The organism is Paenibacillus sp. FSL R10-2199 (assembly GCF_038000235.1).
Lineage (GTDB): Bacteria > Bacillota > Bacilli > Paenibacillales > Paenibacillaceae > Paenibacillus_AQ > Paenibacillus_AQ phytohabitans.
The window spans coordinates 274,535-291,907 of record NZ_JBBOBO010000002.1 but is presented as its reverse complement, the minus strand read 5'-3'; the positions used below and the strand labels follow the sequence as shown (position 1 = coordinate 291,907).

15 protein-coding genes are annotated in these 17,373 nt (G+C 54.1%); 11 read left to right on the top strand and 4 right to left on the bottom strand.

What is annotated here, in order from left to right; genetic code table 11:
• The first annotated feature begins 121 nt into the window (after nt 1–121).
• The 6 genes from NYE33_RS29395 to pyk all read left to right on the top strand — a co-directional run bounded on the left by NYE33_RS29395 (nt 122) and on the right by pyk (nt 9,007).
• Nucleotides 122–3,880, top strand: coding sequence for a DNA polymerase III subunit alpha (locus tag NYE33_RS29395; protein WP_341068919.1), 3,759 nt, complete (start codon nt 122–124; stop codon nt 3,878–3,880).
• A 543-nt stretch (nt 3,881–4,423) separates the two neighbouring features.
• Nucleotides 4,424–4,924 carry a phosphatidylglycerophosphatase A family protein gene (locus NYE33_RS29390; RefSeq protein ID WP_039307658.1) on the top strand — a complete coding sequence of 167 codons (501 nt, stop codon included), beginning with the start codon at nt 4,424–4,426 and terminating at the stop codon, nt 4,922–4,924.
• A 148-nt stretch (nt 4,925–5,072) separates the two neighbouring features.
• Complete coding sequence (locus NYE33_RS29385; RefSeq protein WP_036700684.1) at nt 5,073–5,261, top strand: hypothetical protein; 189 nt, start codon at nt 5,073–5,075, stop codon at nt 5,259–5,261.
• 84 nt (nt 5,262–5,345) lie between these two features.
• On the top strand, nt 5,346–6,239 hold the full coding sequence (accD, locus tag NYE33_RS29380; protein WP_039307665.1) for an acetyl-CoA carboxylase, carboxyltransferase subunit beta: 894 nt from the start codon (nt 5,346–5,348) through the stop codon (nt 6,237–6,239).
• Between the two features lies 1 nt (nt 6,240).
• Nucleotides 6,241–7,242 carry an acetyl-CoA carboxylase carboxyltransferase subunit alpha gene (locus NYE33_RS29375; RefSeq protein WP_340947187.1) on the top strand — a complete coding sequence of 334 codons (1,002 nt, stop codon included), beginning with the start codon at nt 6,241–6,243 and terminating at the stop codon, nt 7,240–7,242.
• Between the two features lie 340 nt (nt 7,243–7,582).
• Nucleotides 7,583–9,007 carry a pyruvate kinase gene (pyk, locus tag NYE33_RS29370; protein ID WP_039307670.1) on the top strand — a complete coding sequence of 475 codons (1,425 nt, stop codon included), beginning with the start codon at nt 7,583–7,585 and terminating at the stop codon, nt 9,005–9,007.
• A gap of 168 nt (nt 9,008–9,175) precedes the next feature.
• Here the strand turns inward: pyk and NYE33_RS29365 are convergent, their stop codons facing one another.
• Nucleotides 9,176–9,919 carry a G1 family glutamic endopeptidase gene (locus NYE33_RS29365; RefSeq protein ID WP_052421761.1) on the bottom strand — a complete coding sequence of 248 codons (744 nt, stop codon included), beginning with the start codon at nt 9,917–9,919 and terminating at the stop codon, nt 9,176–9,178.
• 102 nt (nt 9,920–10,021) lie between these two features.
• Between NYE33_RS29365 and NYE33_RS29360 the strand changes: the two genes are divergently transcribed.
• From NYE33_RS29360 to NYE33_RS29345, 4 genes are read left to right on the top strand one after another with little or no spacing between them, the layout of a single operon-like run.
• Nucleotides 10,022–10,654 carry an MFS transporter gene (locus tag NYE33_RS29360; RefSeq protein ID WP_341068917.1) on the top strand — a complete coding sequence of 211 codons (633 nt, stop codon included), beginning with the start codon at nt 10,022–10,024 and terminating at the stop codon, nt 10,652–10,654.
• Nucleotides 10,651–11,202 (top strand): MFS transporter, encoded by a 552-nt coding sequence (locus NYE33_RS29355; protein ID WP_341068916.1) that lies wholly within the window; start codon nt 10,651–10,653, stop codon nt 11,200–11,202. The genes NYE33_RS29360 and NYE33_RS29355 overlap by 4 nt, the downstream gene beginning before the upstream one ends.
• Nucleotides 11,203–11,236: 34 nt before the next feature.
• On the top strand, nt 11,237–11,785 hold the full coding sequence (locus tag NYE33_RS29350) for an acyl-CoA thioesterase (protein WP_042135417.1): 549 nt from the start codon (nt 11,237–11,239) through the stop codon (nt 11,783–11,785).
• Nucleotides 11,782–12,180, top strand: a complete 399-nt coding sequence (locus NYE33_RS29345) for an FxsA family protein (protein WP_036695825.1) — start codon at nt 11,782–11,784, stop codon at nt 12,178–12,180. The genes NYE33_RS29350 and NYE33_RS29345 overlap by 4 nt, the downstream gene beginning before the upstream one ends.
• Before the next feature lie 717 nt (nt 12,181–12,897).
• Here NYE33_RS29345 and NYE33_RS29340 read toward each other — a convergent pair.
• The 3 genes from NYE33_RS29340 to ytvI all read right to left on the bottom strand — a co-directional run bounded on the left by NYE33_RS29340 (nt 12,898) and on the right by ytvI (nt 15,871).
• Nucleotides 12,898–13,830: an IS3 family transposase gene (locus tag NYE33_RS29340; RefSeq protein ID WP_341068915.1), complete on the bottom strand. Its 933-nt coding sequence runs from the start codon at nt 13,828–13,830 to the stop codon at nt 12,898–12,900.
• 5 nt (nt 13,831–13,835) lie between these two features.
• Nucleotides 13,836–14,150, bottom strand: coding sequence for a helix-turn-helix domain-containing protein (locus NYE33_RS29335; protein ID WP_052421685.1), 315 nt, complete (start codon nt 14,148–14,150; stop codon nt 13,836–13,838).
• Nucleotides 14,151–14,755: 605 nt separating this feature from the next.
• A complete protein-coding gene (gene ytvI / locus NYE33_RS29330; RefSeq protein ID WP_039307681.1) occupies nt 14,756–15,871 on the bottom strand; it encodes a sporulation integral membrane protein YtvI in 1,116 nt (371 codons plus the stop codon).
• Nucleotides 15,872–16,259: 388 nt separating this feature from the next.
• On the opposite strand from ytvI, the gene NYE33_RS29325 reads away from it, so the two are divergent.
• Nucleotides 16,260–17,372 carry a citrate/2-methylcitrate synthase gene (locus tag NYE33_RS29325; RefSeq protein ID WP_341068914.1) on the top strand — a complete coding sequence of 371 codons (1,113 nt, stop codon included), beginning with the start codon at nt 16,260–16,262 and terminating at the stop codon, nt 17,370–17,372.
• The last annotated feature ends 1 nt before the right edge of the window (nt 17,373 follow it).

Sequence of the window (17,373 nt, the reverse complement as noted above, 5' to 3'; positions counted from 1 at the left end):
AATTACTTATCCGCTGCCTGTCCTTATGCTCTTAATCCATTCTATGGGCGGTTCCCCCTCTAATATGATAAAATAGTTTCATCTTATGTTTTGATTTTGGAACTGAAGGGAAGTGGGGATAATGAGCCCTTTCGTGCATTTGCATGTGCACAGCGAATACAGTTTACTGGACGGGGCGGCGCGCATTACGGATCTGGTGCGCCGGGCCGGCGAATACGGCATGAAATCGCTGGCGCTGACGGATCATGGAGTGATGTACGGGGCTATCCCTTTCTATAAAGCTTGCCAGGAGAACGGCATCAAGCCGATTATCGGCTGTGAAGCTTATTTGACCGCAGGCTCGCGCCGTGAGCGGGGCAGCCGCAAGGATCAGCCGATCTATCACCTGATTCTGCTGGTGAAGAACGAGATCGGCTACCGGAACCTGATGAAGCTGATCTCCATCGGCCATCTGGAGGGCCAGCACTACAAGCCGCGGATTGATATGGAGGCACTGGCGGCGCATGCCGAGGGCATCATCTGCCTCAGCGCCTGTCTTGGCGGAGAGGTGCCGCAGCATCTGCTGCATGGGCGTGAGGAGGAAGCGCGTAAGGCGGCGCTGCGTTACAAGGAGATTTTTGGCGCGGACTTCTACCTGGAGCTGCAGGATCATGGGATGCCTGAACAGAAGCGGGTGAATCCGAAGCTGATTCAGCTTGCTGCCGAGCTGGATATTCCCCTGGTGGCTACGAATGACGTGCATTATATGGACAAGGAAGATGCCGAGGTTCAGGATGTGCTGATCTGTATTGGCACAGGCAAATCTGTGGATGATGAGGACCGCCTGAAGATCGGCACGGATCAGCTGTTCTTCAAGAGCGGCGAGCAGATGGCCTCGCTGTTCCCGCATGTGCCGCAGGCGCTGGAGAATACGCTGCGCATTGCAGAAGCCTGCAATCTGGAGCTGACGTTCGGCAATCATATTCTGCCGGAGTATTCCCCTCTGCCGGAAGGGCTGGATGCCGCCGCTTATTTGCGTGAGCTGTGCCGCAGCGGGCTGGAGGAGCGCTATGCGGATACGCCGCTGTGGGCATCTCCGGAGCAGAAGGAAACGGCCGAGAAACGGCTGGCCTATGAGCTGGGCGTCATTGAGAGCATGGGATTCAGCGATTATTTCCTGATTGTTTGGGATTTCATCGCTTTTTGCCACCGGAATGGTATTATTACCGGCCCCGGCCGTGGTTCCTCGGCAGGCAGTCTTACAGCATATACGCTGAAGATTACGGATGTAGATCCGCTGAAATACAATCTGCTCTTCGAGCGTTTCCTGAATCCGGAGCGGATTACGATGCCCGATATTGATATTGACTTCAGTGACGAACGCCGTGATGAGGTTATTGCCTATGTGGTGGACAAATACGGCAAGGAGCATGTGGCGCAGATCATCACCTTCGGAACGATGGCGGCAAGAGCAGCTGTTCGGGATGTAGGCCGTGCGCTGAATCTGCCGTATAACGAGGTGGACAAGGCGGCGAAGCTGATTCCGGGCCAGCTCGGCATCAGCATCACCCGGGCGCTGGAGAGCACGCCAGAGCTGAAGGCTCTGTATGATACCAATCCGAAGACCCGAGGGCTTCTCGACATGGCGATGAAGGTTGAAGGCATGCCGCGTCATGCCTCAACGCATGCTGCCGGAGTGATCATCTCCAAGGGGCCGCTGACCGATGCCGTTCCGCTCCAGGCGGGCAGTGAGAGTACAGCGCTGACCCAGTACTCCATGGAGCATCTGGAGAGTGTAGGCCTGCTGAAGATGGACTTCCTGGGGCTGCGGACCCTGTCGATTATTGAACGCTGCATGAACTGGGTGAAGGAAATGACCGGCAGCGTCCCTGATTTCCGCTTCATCCCGGATCATGATCCGCTGACTTACGAGATGCTCGGGGCAGGCGAGACCACCGGCGTGTTCCAGCTGGAATCCGCGGGTGTACGGCGGGTGCTGAAGGATCTGAAGCCCAGCGGTTTTGAAGATATTGTCTCCGTGGTGGCTCTGTACCGTCCGGGTCCGATGGAATTTATTCCGAAATTCATCGGGGGCAAGCACGGGGAGTTCGAGGTCGTATATCCTCATGCTGATCTGAAGCCGATTCTGGCTGATACTTATGGCATCATTGTCTACCAGGAGCAGATCATGCAGATTGCCTCCCTGATGGCGGGGTTCTCGCTCGGCGAAGCCGATCTGCTGCGCCGGGCGGTGTCCAAGAAGAAGCGGGAGACGCTGGACAAGGAACGCAGCCACTTTGTGGAGGGCAGTCTGAAGCAGGGCTATCAGGAGGCAGATGCCAATGAGGTGTATGACATGATCGTGCGGTTTGCCAACTACGGCTTCCCGCGTGCCCATGCTGCCGCCTATGGCGTACTGGCGTTCCAGACTGCGTATCTCAAGGCGCATTATCCTGTGCAGTTCATGGCAGCAATGCTGACCGCAGTTATGGGGACGCACCGCAAGGTGGCAGAGTATGTACTGGAATGCCGCCGCAGCGGGGTCGGCGTGCTGCCGCCCGATGTTAACGAGAGCGGCGTGCTGTTCACCCCTGTACCCGGCGAAGGCAGCGGGCACATCCGCTTCGGACTGGCAGCGGTCAAGAATGTCGGGACGCTGGCGGTGGAGAATATTATGGCGGTCCGCAAGGAGCGTCCGTTCGACAGCCTGCTTGATTTCTGCCGCCGTGTCGATCTGCGCGTCTGCAACAAGCGCGTGATTGAATCACTGCTGCAGACAGGCGCCTTCGACCGGCTTCCCGGCCACCGGGCCCAGCTGCTGGCGATGCTGGATGAGACAGTCGATGCGGCAGCGAAGTGGCGCAAGGAGCGCGATGAGCTGCAGATCCAGCTGTTCGACGATCTGATTGAGACGCCGAACTGGGAAATCCGTTATCCGGATATCCCGAAATTCTCCGTGACCCAGCAGCTGGAGCTGGAGCGTGAGCTGCTGGGCCTGTACCTGTCCGGCCATCCGCTGGACGACAGTGCGGCCCTGCTGGAGGAGCCGGGGATGCAGAAGCTGATGGATCTTGGCGAAATGGCAGACGAGAGTATGACGGTAACAGCCGGCATGGTCGTGTCGGTTAAGGAAATTACGACAAAGGCCGGCAAGGCGATGGCCTTTGTCGAATGGGAAGACCAGATCGAGCGCTGCGAGGTCGTACTCTTCCCAGAGGTGTGGAAACGCAGCCGCGGCCTGATCGAGAAGGGCGCGCTGCTGGCCCTGCGCGCCAAGGTGCAGCAGGAGGACGAGGGCTTCAAGCTGCTGGCCGAGGAGGTGGCACCGCTCACCGCGGACAGCGTGCGCGGCCTGCTGCAGCGCCGCAGCGCCGGAGGCGCCCGGCCCGCCTACGCGGGCCGGAACGCCCCCGCAGGAGCGCCAGCGGCAGCTCCTGCAGCCCGTACGGGCGCCGGAAGCCCCGGCGCCCGCAGCGGCAGTGCAGCTGGCGCAGCCGCTGCACCGGGCACGCGCACACCGGCGGCACAGCCGCCCGGTGCGCGCGCTAACGCGGCCGCTGCGCAGGCCGCGCCCCAATCCCCGGCCGCGTCAGCTACGCGGCCGGGAAGCCCTGCCCCGCTGCGCACGGGGCAGCCCGCTCCTGCAGAGCGCTCCGCAAGCTCAGCGCAGAGCACCCAGCGTGTCTTCATCAAGATCACGCCGGGCGCTGAGCTCAAAGGTCTGCTGCCGCGCCTCCAGGCACTGCTGCAGACCCATCCGGGACCAGCCGCAACGCTGCTGTTCTACGAGCGCAACCAGAAGGTGCTGGCGCTCAGCGACAGCTACCGGATCGAGCCCACGGAGGAGCTGTTTGCGGCAATAGAGAGCATGCTGGGAGCAGGAACCGTCAGAATCAGGTAGGAACGGCTTGCCGTCCGCTAAGGAGGCTTTGCATCCGAAGCAGCAATACAACGTATCCCTTTCAGGTATCCGCTTCAAAGGTATGTGATTCAACCCAATAATTAACGGATCAATCGCCGTGGGGTTAGCGGATTACGTTCATTGCTTACACTAGATTCGCTGCCGGCAGTATAGAGACTTCCAGGTAAGCACTGCAGACAAGAATGTTGTACGTTTTGCAGCTTTGATTCATAATTAGCCGGGTGTACGGGAGAATTGTTGTATCAAATACAGGAATTCTCCCGCTAAGCCGCCTGGACAAGAGGAGTTGCTGCCTTTTGTACAACAATTTTGGATTTTCATTCATTAAATGAGGAAAATGTTGCACGTTGTGCAGGATTCTGCAAAGTAATCCGGTCTCTGCCGCAAAAAGCGGATGAACCGGGAAATTCCCATACAGCTTAAACATATTTTCTTATATTTAAAATAAGCACATTTCCGCCCTTTTCCGCATACATTAGGGAACCACAGGGCATTGTCCCGTGCGGAAAGGGGAATCACATCATGTCCTATCAATTGGCAGCAGACCTGCTGGAGCGCCGGGGAGTTTCGCTTGATTCTATCGCTGAGATCGTATATATTCTGCAATCGGCCTATTATCCCGATTTGACTGAGGAAGAGTGCCTCGTAAGCGTCAAGGCGGTGCTGGGCAAAAGAGAAGTACAGTACACGCTGATGACAGGTGTCGCGCTGGATGAGCTGGCGGAGAAGAAGCTGCTGCCGCAGCCGCTTCAGGCAGTGCTGGAGGCGGATGAATCGCTCTACGGGGCGGACGAGACTCTGGCGCTAGGCATCACGGGTGTATACGGGATGATCGGGCTGACAGGTTTCGGTTATCTGGACAAAATAAAGCTTGGAATTATCGGCAAATTGAATGATGATAAGGGTAGCATTCATGTATTTCTTGATGATCTGGTAGCCGGGATTGCAGCTGCGGCATCGGCCAGAATTGCCCACCGCCACGAAGGGGCGAAGGTCTATTCTCCTGCCTCCGGAGAGGCATAATTGCAGCTCTTGCATTTGTTGGAAGCGGCCTCCCGGTCCAGCAGCCATCCTGCCGAGCCTGTTGCGGGAAAAAAGAAAACTGTGTTATCATGATTCCATTATATACAGGATACGGCTGGGATTTGAGATTAGGGAGGCCTTGCAGGGCATGTGGACGGTAATCTATATAGCGCCGACCGCCAAAGTGGCGGAGATGATTCAGAGGAAGCTTACGGAAGAAGGATTTCTGATAAAATGCCGTCCGATTAATATGTCCAAGCAGCAGTTTGAGATTCTGGTTCCTTCAGGAGAGCTTGAAGAAGTGCAGGAGGTCCTGAATCTGATTCTGCATCCTTGAGAATTACAACTTAGAGATACATGAGCGGTCATGACAGCGGCAAGCTGCTATCTACGCAAATAAACGGCTGAAGAGGTGCGACCCTTGTTCAAAGATTTATTTCAGAAAAAACGGAAGTACGCGATCATTCCTTCAGAGCGTCTGGAGCGAAGCGGCGGACCGGCGGAAGGCGAGCGCCCCAAACGTGAGATTCCAGAAGGACTTATGAACAAATGCAACAAATGCGGAACGATCCAGTACAGCAAGGAACTGGAGAAGAATTTGAAAATATGCCCATCCTGCGGCTATCATATGCGCCTGAACGCTTCGGAACGGATTGCGATGACGCTGGACCCTGAAGGGTTCATTGAGTTTGACAGCGAAATGGCGTCCGTTGATCCGCTGCAGTTCCCCGGCTATGCCTCTAAGCTGGAACAACAGCAGTCCAAAACTGGACAGGTTGAAGCTGTAATCACCGGCCAGGGCACTATTGGTGGCCATCCGGTGATTGTAGCGGTGATGAACTTTGAGTTCTTCTCCGGGAGCATGGGGTCCGTAGTCGGCGAGAAGATTACCAGAGCGGTTGAAGAAGCAACAGAGCGGAGACTTCCGATGCTGATCTTCTCCACCTCGGGCGGAGCGAGAATGCAGGAGAGCATACTCAGTCTCATGCAGATGGCGAAGACAAGTAGCGCACTGGCCCGGTTCAGCGAAGCCGGAGGCCTGTATATTTCCGTAATTACTGATCCCACAACAGGCGGGGTGTCGGCGAGTTTCGCCAGCCTGGGTGATATTATTATTGCCGAGCCCGGTGCGGTATTCGGTTTTGCCGGACGGATTGTGATTGAACAGACGATCCGCCAGAAGCTGCCGGAAGATTTCCAGACAGCAGAATTCAATTTGCAGCACGGCCAGCTGGATATGGTTGTGCACCGCAAGGAAATGCGCTCCACGTTAACCAAGCTGCTGGAGCTGCATGATGTGAAAGGGGGATTTTAGGTTGGCAGGAGAGTTGCCTTTTGAAATGCCTCTGGTAGAAATGCGCAAGAAAATTGCTGAACTGAAGCAGTTTGGCGAAGAAAAGGGTATTGATTTCAAAGATGAGGTAGCCCGTCTTGAGGAGCGTTACCACATCCTTGAGAATGAAGTATATTCGGATATCTCCCCGGCCCAGAAGATGCATCTGGCCCGGCATCACGGCCGTCCGACCTCACTGGATCTGATCGGACTTATCTTCACCGATTTCATGGAGCTGCATGGCGACCGCTTGTATGGTGATGATCTTGCCGTAGTTGGCGGGATCGCCAAGCTGAACGGCCGTCCGGTCACCGTAATCGGACAGCAGCGCGGTAAGGATACGAAGGAGAATATTCTGCGTTTCTTCGGCAGCGCGCATCCGGAAGGCTTCCGCAAGTCATTGCGTCTGATGAAGCAGGCAGAGAAATTCGGCCGTCCGATTATCACCATTGTCGATACCAAAGGGGCTTATCCCGGCAATACGGCAGAGGAACGCGGACAGTCCGAAGCGATCGCCCGGAATTTGTACGAGATGTCTCAGCTGGCCGTACCGGTCATCTGCATCGTTATCGGCGAAGGCGGCAGCGGCGGTGCCTTGGCTTTGGCCGTGGGCAACCGGGTCCTGATGCTGGAGCATGCCATCTATTCGGCGATCTCCCCCAACGGGGCGGCGTCCATTCTGTGGAAGGATGCCACCAAAGCGGAGCAGGCAGCTGAAGCAATGAAGATTACGGCGTCTGACCTGCTGGAGATGGAAGTGATCGAGGAGATCATTCCTGAACCCAAAGGCGGGGCACACCGTGACTACGAGGCAACGGCAGCGGCAATCAAGGATGCGGTATGGCGACATTTGCAGGAATTATCCGTGATGGATTCGGCAGAACTTAAGGAAGACCGTTACCTTAAATTCCGCAAAATCGGCGAGTTCTCGGAGTCCCTCCAGGAACAGGATGCGCCTGAGGAGGAAGTGCAGATTATAGAGTAATCTACACTTATCATTTGCACTTTCTGACATATTCCAGTGTATTCCTGTCCGTAAGCCGGTCGGAATACTTTAACCATTTATTCCCACTCCAATCATCCTGCAGACTTTGCGGGGTGATTTTTATTTTGACGGCATTCTTATAAAATTCGACTTTAATTTACAGCAAAAACAGGCACTAACATTGATTTTGTTTTCAACTTGCAGTAATATTCATAAGGGCGCAATAAAAGGTACATGTGACTACATGTGATAAAGTTCCTATACAGAGAGCAAGCCTTATAGTAGATTTTGTAGTTGGAAAAAGTGAGACAGAGAGAACGAAAAAACGGAGGAAAACCTAATGCGGAAAAGTAAAATTGTATGTACGATCGGACCTGCAAGTGAATCGTTGGAGAATATCAAAAAATTGATTTTGGCTGGTATGAATGTGGCCCGTCTGAACTTCTCCCACGGCGATTTTGAAGAGCACGGTGCCCGGATCAACACGATCCGTCAAGCTTCCAAAGAACTTGGCAAGACTGTTGCCATTCTGCTCGACACCAAAGGACCTGAGATTCGTACTGGTAAGCTGGAAGTAGAACCGATTGAACTGGTTCAGGACGAATACCTGACATTGACTACGGAAGAAATCCTGGGCGACCAGAACCGTATCTCCATCACGTATAACAACCTTCCTAACGATGTTCAAGTAGGATCGACTATCCTGATCGACGACGGCCTTATCGGTCTTACTGTTGTCGACATTCAAGGCACCGAAATCAAGACCCGTATTGTTAACGGCGGTACAATCAAGAGCAAGAAGGGCGTTAACGTACCAGGAGTATCCATCTCCCTGCCGGGTATTACGGAAAAAGACACCAATGATATCGTTTTTGGGATCGGACAGGACATCGATTTTATCGCCGCTTCCTTCGTTCGCAAAGCCAGCGACGTTCAGGAAATCCGTGCATTGCTTGAGAAGCACGACGCTTCCCACATCCAAATCATCTCCAAAATCGAGAACCAAGAAGGTGTCGATAACCTTGATGAAATTTTGGCAGCTTCCGACGGCCTTATGGTTGCCCGCGGCGACCTTGGCGTAGAAATTCCTGCTGAAGATGTGCCTCTGGCTCAGAAGCTGATGATTCAGAAATGTAACATCGCCGGCAAACCGGTAATCACAGCTACCCAAATGCTGGATTCCATGCAGCGCAACCCGCGTCCTACCCGCGCTGAAGCGAGTGACGTAGCGAACGCTATCTTCGACGGAACAGATGCAATCATGCTGTCCGGTGAAACTGCTGCCGGGAAATATCCGGTAGAATCCGTACTCACAATGTCCCGCATTGCTGAGAAGGCGGAATCTGCCCTGAACCACCGTGAAATCTTCATGAAGCAGCAAATTGCTCAAGAAACTACGGTAACTGAAGCGATCAGCCAATCTGTAGCGATTTCCGCTCTGGATCTGAACGCTAAAGCTATCATTTCTTCGACTGTAACTGGCCACACTGCACGCGTGGTTTCCAAATACCGTCCTAAATCACAAATCATTGCTGTAACTACCCAGGAAAGAACTATGCGTCAGCTGGCGCTGGTTTGGGGCGTAACTCCAGTATTCGGCAAAGAAGCTACTTCGACTGACGAATTGCTGGAAACTGCACTTCAAGGCGGTAAAGCTTCCGGTCTGGTAAAAGCCGGAGATCTTGTAGTCATTACTGCAGGTATCCCGCTGGGCCGTTCCGGTTCCACTAACCTGGTGAAGGTAGACACGATTCCAGCCGACTAGGAACTGGAATAGGTTCTGCAGCATTAACAGAATACACCTATTAGAGCAGTGGCGTTCTTAGCCGCTGCTCTTTTTATTGTGCAGGAAGGCACAGCCGTTTCCGCTTGCGGGTTGATATAAACGGTGCAAATGTATATATTGAATTGAGAGTTTTGAGAAACCGGGCAATCAGGTTCTTGTAAATATAGGGTTTCTGGAGTACACAGCAGGATGGCTTTTGCGGTAGATCCGCCGGACCGAGAAGGAATCGCCGCGGGGACCCGGCAGAGTCGGCACGGCCAGCAGCGTTTTATTCTGGACCATAATGCCGCCGTCTTGAGCCTTGAGCTTGGGACTGCATCCGTTAACCCGGCAGCAGGTGAATCTTACCAGTGATACCTTGGACAACGGTGCGATATTCTGTCCCACCTGGGGAGCTTCCATGATCCATTCGGCAGAGGTTTGCGGCCCCTGATAGCGCTGGACAGTACGGAAAACCCAGTTTTTGCTGAGATTGCGCAGAGTGATACACCATTTACCCGGACTGAGCTTGACGATGGAAGCACGCATATGGTCTCCGGGAGATACAGGCAAGGGGATAACGGTCTCGGCAGCGGGCAGAATTTCCCACCAGGCATAGTACCGGACGGTTCCGTTTACCGATTCATGGCCGGTTCCGGTCTGAATCAGGCTGCTGTTCCGGAAGCCGTCGATGCCGATCCAGGCCGAAGAATACGTGGCTTTGACCGTAGGTTTTACATAAGGGACAATCCAGTCGGCCGATATCCGCCGGTAAGTGCCTTTTTTGCCCGAGATGGCATAACCGCTCCAGTTGCTGGATGTCCAGCCGAAGCCTGAGCTGACGGCTCTGCCTGTGTTGAGTTTATCTTTCAGACAGGGTTTGCTGCTTAGCAATCTATTGACTTGGCCCACTTGTCCACCGCCTCATAATATGTTCTGCTCTATTTAATGCAGTAAGAGGCTCTTAAGGTTGGGTATTCTGTTAAAAAGGAAGAGAGAGGACTTATAACTCCAATGGAAAAAATATCGAAGCTGCGCGGGTTTTATCTGTTTCTGGGACTCGCCGGGGGCTCCTTCGGCTCTTATTTGTCACTGCTGCTCAAATCGAACGGACTTAACGTCAGCCAGATCGGCATGCTGATGGCTACGGGCACACTGATCGCGATCTGTGTGCAGCCCCTATGGGGAGTGATCTCTGATAGATATAACCAGGCGCGGCTGGTGCTTCTTCTGAGTGTGGCGGTTCCGGCGCTGCTTGCGGTGCTGTACCGGTCGGAGTATTTCATTGTGCTGATGCTGGTGTACACGGTATCCACGATCTTCTCCTCCACACAGGCTCCTATTGCCGACTCTTACGCCATAGCAGCGGCGAACAGAGCCGGATCGACTTACGGCAGCATCCGGATGATGATGAGCATAGGAGCCGCTGTAGGAGCCATAGCCGGGGGGCAATATGTATCTAAATTCTCGGTATCCACGATCTGGCTGCCGTTTCTGCTGCTGAATGCCGTTGCAGTGGCCATTGCCTTCACCCTGCCGAAACAGGCGGAAGAGAATCACATGATGAGCCAGTCCTTCTCCCAGGGCGTCAAAAAGCTGCTCGGCAACCGTATATTCCTGGCCTTTCTCGGGGAAGCTTCCTGGTGAACCAGACGATGACGGCGTTCGGTACTTATTTCGTCCTAGCCTTCCAGTCGGTCGGCGGCTCGACCAGCTATGCGGGGATCGCCCTGTTTCTGGCGTCGATCACTAACGTACCATCCATGTTCTTCGCCTCTAAGGTTATCCGCAGGCTGGGCATGGAGCGGACGCTGCTGCTGGGTGCGCTGATCTATGTGCTGCGCTGGGGGATTCAGGTGGCCTTCCCGTATCCATCGGTCATGATTGGGGTACAGGTGCTGCACGGCCTATCCTTCGGCTTCTTTTATATTGCTGCAGTTGAATATGTATCGAAGATTACCTCTGCGGAGATGCAGGCGACGGGACAAAGCGTATTTAACATCGTATTCTCCGGCTTTGCCGGTATTCTGGGCAATCTGCTGAACGGAATGCTGCTGAATCAGGGCGGGGTCGGCCTTATGAATCTGTCCTGTATGCTGAGTGCGGCGGCCGGCGCGGCTCTGCTGTTCTATGTCGCCCGGAGCTCACGCAGCAAGCTGCCGCTGAAGGCCTCTTCCGGCGGAGTCAGCGCTTAGCTGCCCGCCTGCCATTACAGAAAGGAGCATGAATATGAATTCACATAAACCGGGGTGGTCCAGCCGCTGGCATGAAACTTCATTTCGTGTGCGTTATCAGGAAACCGATCAGATGGGTGTGGTCTATCATGCCAATTATTTGACCTGGTTTGAAAGCGGGCGTACGGAGATGTTCCGCGGACTGGGCTTTGCCTACCGCACACTTGAGAGCCTGGGGCTGTTATTGCCTGTGACCTCTGCAGATTTGCAATTTAAAAGCCCGGCGCGATATGATGATCTTATTGCCGTGTATGCACGGTTAACAACCTTCTCGGCGCTAAGGGTTGTCTATGAATATGAAATCCGCCGTGTGGCGGAAGAGCACGGGGAAGGCGGAGCGTCCGGAGCCTCCGGACGCTCCGGGACCCGTAAGGCGCATCCGGCGGACAGTGAACCTCTTCCCGGCGAACTGCTTGTCAGCGGCACGACGAGCCATGTCTGGCTGAACAAGGAATGGAAGCCTGTGCGTATCGACAGGGCGCAGCCTGAGCTGTTCCGCGCTATCACTACGGCGCTTAAGGAAGAAGAAGGAGGAGCAGTATGATCAGGAACAAATGGCTGTGGGCTGCATTATTTGCCGTCCCGGCCGTGGAATTATTCGGTTTCATCTATGTCTCAAGTTTTCTTGGAGCGCCCAAGACCCTGCTGATCATGCTGGCCACTTCGGTCATCGGTCTGCTCATGATGCGGTTTGAAGGCAAAAAAGTGCTGCAGGACAGCAGAACACATATGCAGGAAGGACGGGTGCCCGGACGGACCATGCTGGACGGCTTATGTATCTTTTTTGGTGGTCTGCTGCTGATTCTGCCGGGCTTCGTCACGGATCTGATCGGCTTTACACTGGTATTTCCGCTGACCCGGCCGCTATACCGGGTTTTTCTGCTGAAATGGATCGAGAAGAAGATGAAAAACGGCACCTTCACCTTCTACCGCAGGTAGAGGCGGGGGCGCCGCAAGGACAATGAGGTTTGGAAAAGCGTTCGGCTGCTGGATAATGCGGCTGAGCGCTTTTCTGCTTGCAGCCGAACCGGATGTAGCGCAATGTTGAAGATTATGCAGGAGTATGCGGTGGGAAATGCGATGAACAAGGACCGGGCCCGATGTATGCGAAAAACCGAATACAATGTGCGGCTGACAGCGCAAACGGACCTAATGTATGTGGAAAACCGAATACAATGTGCGGCGAATAGAGTAAATGGGCCCGATGTATGCGAAAAACCGAATACAATGTGCGGCGGATAGCGCAAATGGGCCCAATGTATGCGAAAAACCGAATACAATGTGCGGCGGATAGCGCAAACGGGCCCGATGTATGCGAAAAACCGAATACAATGTGCGGCAGATAGCGCAAACGGGCCCGATGTATGCGAAAAACCGAATACAATGTGCGGCGGATAGTGCAAACGGGCCCGATGTATGCGAAAAACCGAATACAATGTGCGGCGGATAGCGCAAGCGGGCCCGATGTATGCGAAAAACCGAATACAATGTGCGGCGAATAGCGCAAATGGGCCCAATGTATGCGAAAAACCGAATACAATGTGCGGCGGATAGCGCAAATGGGCCCAATGTATGCGAAAAACCGAATACAATCGGTGCGACCCCCTTATCCCGGAGTCCTCCGTATAAAATCAGTACTTGTTGTAGATATGCTCTTTATTTCGCTTTTTCTCTCGGCCAGAAGAAGCGGGAGCGGTCTTCTAGGGTCAGCACCCACTCTGCAAAGGTAGCTGGCGGCAGGTTACGAAGGCTCGTATGCATTCTGCGATTGTTGTAAAAGTCCATGTACCGGTCCACCGCTTCATAGGCCTCTTCGAACGTTTCGAATGCCTCTTTGCGGAACAAATCCCGATCGATATTACTGTGGAATGATTCAATAAAAGCATTTAAATCCGGCGTTCGAGGCGGAATACGTTCATGGGTCATTTCCCAGCTTTCACACATGTCGCCAAACAGGTGGCTGATGAACTGTGGGCCGTTGTCGGTGCGGATCACAGGGCGAGCGCCTTCAGGGGCGCAGTGATGCTCCATGGCGCGCGCCAGCGTCTGGCAGGCGTGCTTGGCCTCACACGACGATCCCCGGTGGTAGCCGACGATGACACGGGTAAACACATCGATAATGCTCAGGACAAAGAAATGCCGGTCACGTCCCTCCACATACCCGTATTTAATGTCCATCTGCCAGAGCTGGCTCGCTCCTGTAATGACTCGGTTCTCCGGCAGCTTCCGGGGATGCTTAAAGCGCTTCTGACGCTGGGGCTGCAGGATATCCAGCGCCTGACACAGCCGGTAGCTTTTCTTGTGATTGAGCTTCAACCGGCGCTGGTTCCACAAGCACTTGGCCAGGAGTTTGTACCCGTACACGTGCTCTTCTCCAGCGATTAATTCCAGCAGCCATTCCTGGATCTCCTCGTCACTAATCTTTTCCCCAGACTCGTTAAAGGAGTAGCCTGGCTGGGGTCTTCCACGCCCCCTTTGATCGGCCTTTGGGGACAGTGACCTGCGTTTCTTACGGTCGTAGTACGTGGACTCTGCTAGCCCCATGAGACGCAGTACCAAAGCTGCGGTATTCCCCTGCTTAATGAACATGTCGGCTACCTCGATTTTTTCGGATAAGCAGGGGTTGGCTTTTTTAGCAGTTCACGCAGAATCTCAATCTCTAACTCCTTTTCGCCGAGTATCTTGACGGCCTTCTCGTATTTCTGCTCCACTTCCAGGAGGCGCTTCAGTTCCTCCACCTGCTCCTGGGGATACGGATGATCTTGTTCCCCATGGGCCCCTCGGTAATCTCTCACCCACTGATTCACCGTCGCTGGGGTCACCCCATATTTTCGGGCAACCACCGCTGCCTTAATGCCAGACAACACCTCTTGCGCTGCCTTCTCTCTTGTTCCCGTTAAGTGTCCCATTGTGTTCATCCTCCTCCTGTATTCAGTCTACATTTTTATGGGGGAGGACTCCAACTTCATTAGGGGGCTGTGGAGCAATGTGCGGCGGATAGTGCAAACGGGCCCGATGTATGCGAAAAACCGAATACAATGTGTGCCGGATATCGCAAACGGACCTAATGTATGCGAAAAACCGAATACAATGTGCGGCGGATAGCGCAAATGGGCCCAATGTATGCGAAAAACCGAATACAATGTGCGGCGGATAGAGTAAATGGGCCCGATGTATGCGAAAAACCGAATACAATGTGCGGCGGATAGAGTAAATGGGCCGATGTATGCGAAAAACCGAATACAATGTATGCCGGATATCGCAAACGGACCTAATGTATGCGAAAAACCGAATACAATGTGCGGCTGACAGCGCAAACGGGCCTAATGTATGCGAAAAACCGAATACAATGTGCGGCCGATAGCGCAAACGGGCCTAATGTATGCGAAAAACCGAATACAATGTGCGGCCGATAGCGCAAACGGGCCCGGTGTATGGGGACGGAGGTTCAGACCGTGACCGGCTATTTGCTCTACTGGCATTTAAGGAGCTTGTGAGGTATTGGCGTATAAAGCTAATGCAGCCGGCCGCTGAGGATGTAGCTGCGCAGTGCGCGGAACACGCCGGCGCGGCCGAACGCGTCCAGTATGACGAGCAGCACCGGGCCGAGGATCAGGCCGAGCATGCCGAACAGCTGAAGTCCGGCGAACATGCCGATCAGCATGGCGAGCGGGTCCAGCCCGATGCTGCTGGCCAGCACCTTCGGCTCAAGGACCTGCCGGGTGATCAGAATGATGCCATACAGCACCAGAAGGCCGACCGCCAGAGCCAGGTTCCCGGTCATGTAGGAATACAGCGCCCAGGGGAGGATCACGATGCCAACCCCGAGATAAGGCACCAGATCGACGATGCCGATGGTCAGGCCAATGGCGAAGGCAGAGTCTACGCCCAGAAGCAGCAGGCCGATGATTACGATCACTGCAGTTACGGAGATCAGCACGAGCTGGGCACGGAGGTAACCGAACAGCGCCTTGCGCAGATCCTTCCAGATCTCCGAGACCGGCCGCAGCAGCGGTGCGGGGAGGAGTGAGAGCAGCTTGGCGTTATGCCGTTCCCAGCCGGTGCTGAGGAAGAAGGCGGCCAGTACGATCACGATCAGAATCGTGCCGAGGCTCGGCAGCGAGGAGATCAGTCCCAGAATCATGTTGAAGAATCCGGTGATCAGCTGTGTCATGGCGTGGCCTACAGTTTCCGTAGTTCTGCTGATATTACTGTCAATCGTGGCATGGTAACCCGGATTGTCGTGGTAAAACTGGTTGATCTGGTTAATAATATTCTGAATGCTGGCGTTGCGGCTAACCTTCAGCAGCAGCTCGCGCCATTGGTCTGTATGGAGGTCGAAGGTCTGGAGCAGCACAATGAGCTCCTTCACCAGCCGGGTAATCAGCGCGGTCAGTACGAGGCCCGTACCTCCAATATAAAAAAGCAGTGAGAGGGCCACCGCCAGCCAGCCAGGGAGCTTCAGCCCCCGCAGGATCAGCACCAGCGGATGTATAAGGTAAGCCAGCAGCCAGGCCAGCAGCAGGGGATAGAGGAGCGGCAGCAGTACATAAACAGCCAGCAGGATCACGGCGGCGGCAAGCACGACCCACAGGCCGCGCAGCACTCTTTTGAGTACAAGTGTATCGATATCCGGTCCCTCCTACTCTAACGGGTGTACAAGGAATAACTGCTCGTCTTATGTATATTCATAGAGCATGCGAAAAGACTAGCAGGGACGAAAAGGGCAGAATGGAGAAGCTTACTAACCTGAAAGCGTAATCATGAAACAGGTTTTTCGTTAGTTTTTTTCTATCTCTCCGATAAAATCATTTGATCCGCTGCAAAGCTCCCACGTTGTTCACATAACCGTCAAAATCCGGTATGATTATTACAGGTTAAACAGCAGAAATATAGTTGCAATCTTCAGCCCCTGTCCTAACGCCTTTTGCGGAGAATTGAAATACTTAAAAATGTAAATGTTTTCATGAGGTTAGAACCAGCATTATATACCCTTGTTGGCAAAGGAGAGAGATACTATGACAGCTACTAAAGGACTTGAAGGCATCGTTGCAACGACCTCATCGATCAGCTCCATTGTGGATGGAGTGCTCACTTACCGCGGTTATGATATTGATGATCTGGCGGATAATGCCACCTTTGAGGAGACCGCTTATTTGCTGTGGTTCGGCAATCTGCCGACGGTACCGGAGCTTGAAACGCTGCGCCGCGACCTGAGCGCTTCAGCCCAGATCCCGGATCAGGTGCTTGCCCAGATGAAGCTGTATCCGAAGGAAGCCAACACGATGGCGGCCCTGCGCTCCGCCGTATCCGCCCTGGCACTGTACGACGAGGCTGCGGATGATATGAGCCGTGAAGCGAATCAGATCAAAGCTGTGAAGCTTCAGGCACAGATTCCGACTGTGGTTGCCGCATTGGCACGCATCCGTAAGGGACTTGAGCCGGTAGCACCGAAGGAAGGCCTGACCATCGCCGAGAACTTCCTCTACATGCTGTGGGGAGAGCAGCCGGATATCGTATCCGTCAAGGCACTGGATACAGCCCTCGTGCTGCATGCAGACCATGAGCTGAATGCTTCCACTTTTGCCGGACGGGTAACTGTGGCTACACTGTCTGACATCTATTCCGGAGTTACTTCGGCTATTGGCGCGCTTAAGGGGCCGCTGCATGGCGGTGCGAATGAAGCCGTGATGAAGATGCTGGAGGAAATCGGCACGCTCGATGCCGTTGAGCCGTATGTCCAAGGCAAGCTGGAACGCCGTGAGAAGATCATGGGCTTCGGACACCGTGTATACAAGAACGGAGATCCGCGGGCCAAACATCTGATGAAGATGTCCTATGAGCTGGGCACGATGAAGAATGATACTACGCTCTATGACATGTCGGTCAAGGTTGAAGAGCTGATTGCGGGGCAAAAAGGGCTCAAACCGAATGTCGACTTCTATTCGGCATCCGTCTATACACAGCTGGGTATTGAACGTGAGCTGTTCACTCCGATCTTCGCGATCAGCCGGACCTCGGGCTGGACTGCGCATATTCTGGAGCAGTATGAAGACAACCGGATTATCCGGCCGCGTGCGGAATATACCGGCATGTCCGACATGAAATACGTCCCTGTAGACGAACGATAAC

Coding starts and splice junctions, on each gene's coding strand:
- NYE33_RS29325 (WP_341068914.1), top strand. CDS start 16,260: ATGACAGCTACTAAAGGACTTGAAGGCATCGTTGCAACGACCTCATCG.
- NYE33_RS29385 (WP_036700684.1), top strand. CDS start 5,073: ATGTGGACGGTAATCTATATAGCGCCGACCGCCAAAGTGGCGGAGATG.
- NYE33_RS29340 (WP_341068915.1), bottom strand. CDS start 13,830: ATGTTCATTAAGCAGGGGAATACCGCAGCTTTGGTACTGCGTCTCATG.
- NYE33_RS29350 (WP_042135417.1), top strand. CDS start 11,237: ATGAATTCACATAAACCGGGGTGGTCCAGCCGCTGGCATGAAACTTCA.
- NYE33_RS29395 (WP_341068919.1), top strand. CDS start 122: ATGAGCCCTTTCGTGCATTTGCATGTGCACAGCGAATACAGTTTACTG.
- pyk (WP_039307670.1), top strand. CDS start 7,583: ATGCGGAAAAGTAAAATTGTATGTACGATCGGACCTGCAAGTGAATCG.
- NYE33_RS29335 (WP_052421685.1), bottom strand. CDS start 14,150: ATGGGACACTTAACGGGAACAAGAGAGAAGGCAGCGCAAGAGGTGTTG.
- NYE33_RS29390 (WP_039307658.1), top strand. CDS start 4,424: ATGTCCTATCAATTGGCAGCAGACCTGCTGGAGCGCCGGGGAGTTTCG.
- NYE33_RS29345 (WP_036695825.1), top strand. CDS start 11,782: ATGATCAGGAACAAATGGCTGTGGGCTGCATTATTTGCCGTCCCGGCC.
- NYE33_RS29360 (WP_341068917.1), top strand. CDS start 10,022: ATGGAAAAAATATCGAAGCTGCGCGGGTTTTATCTGTTTCTGGGACTC.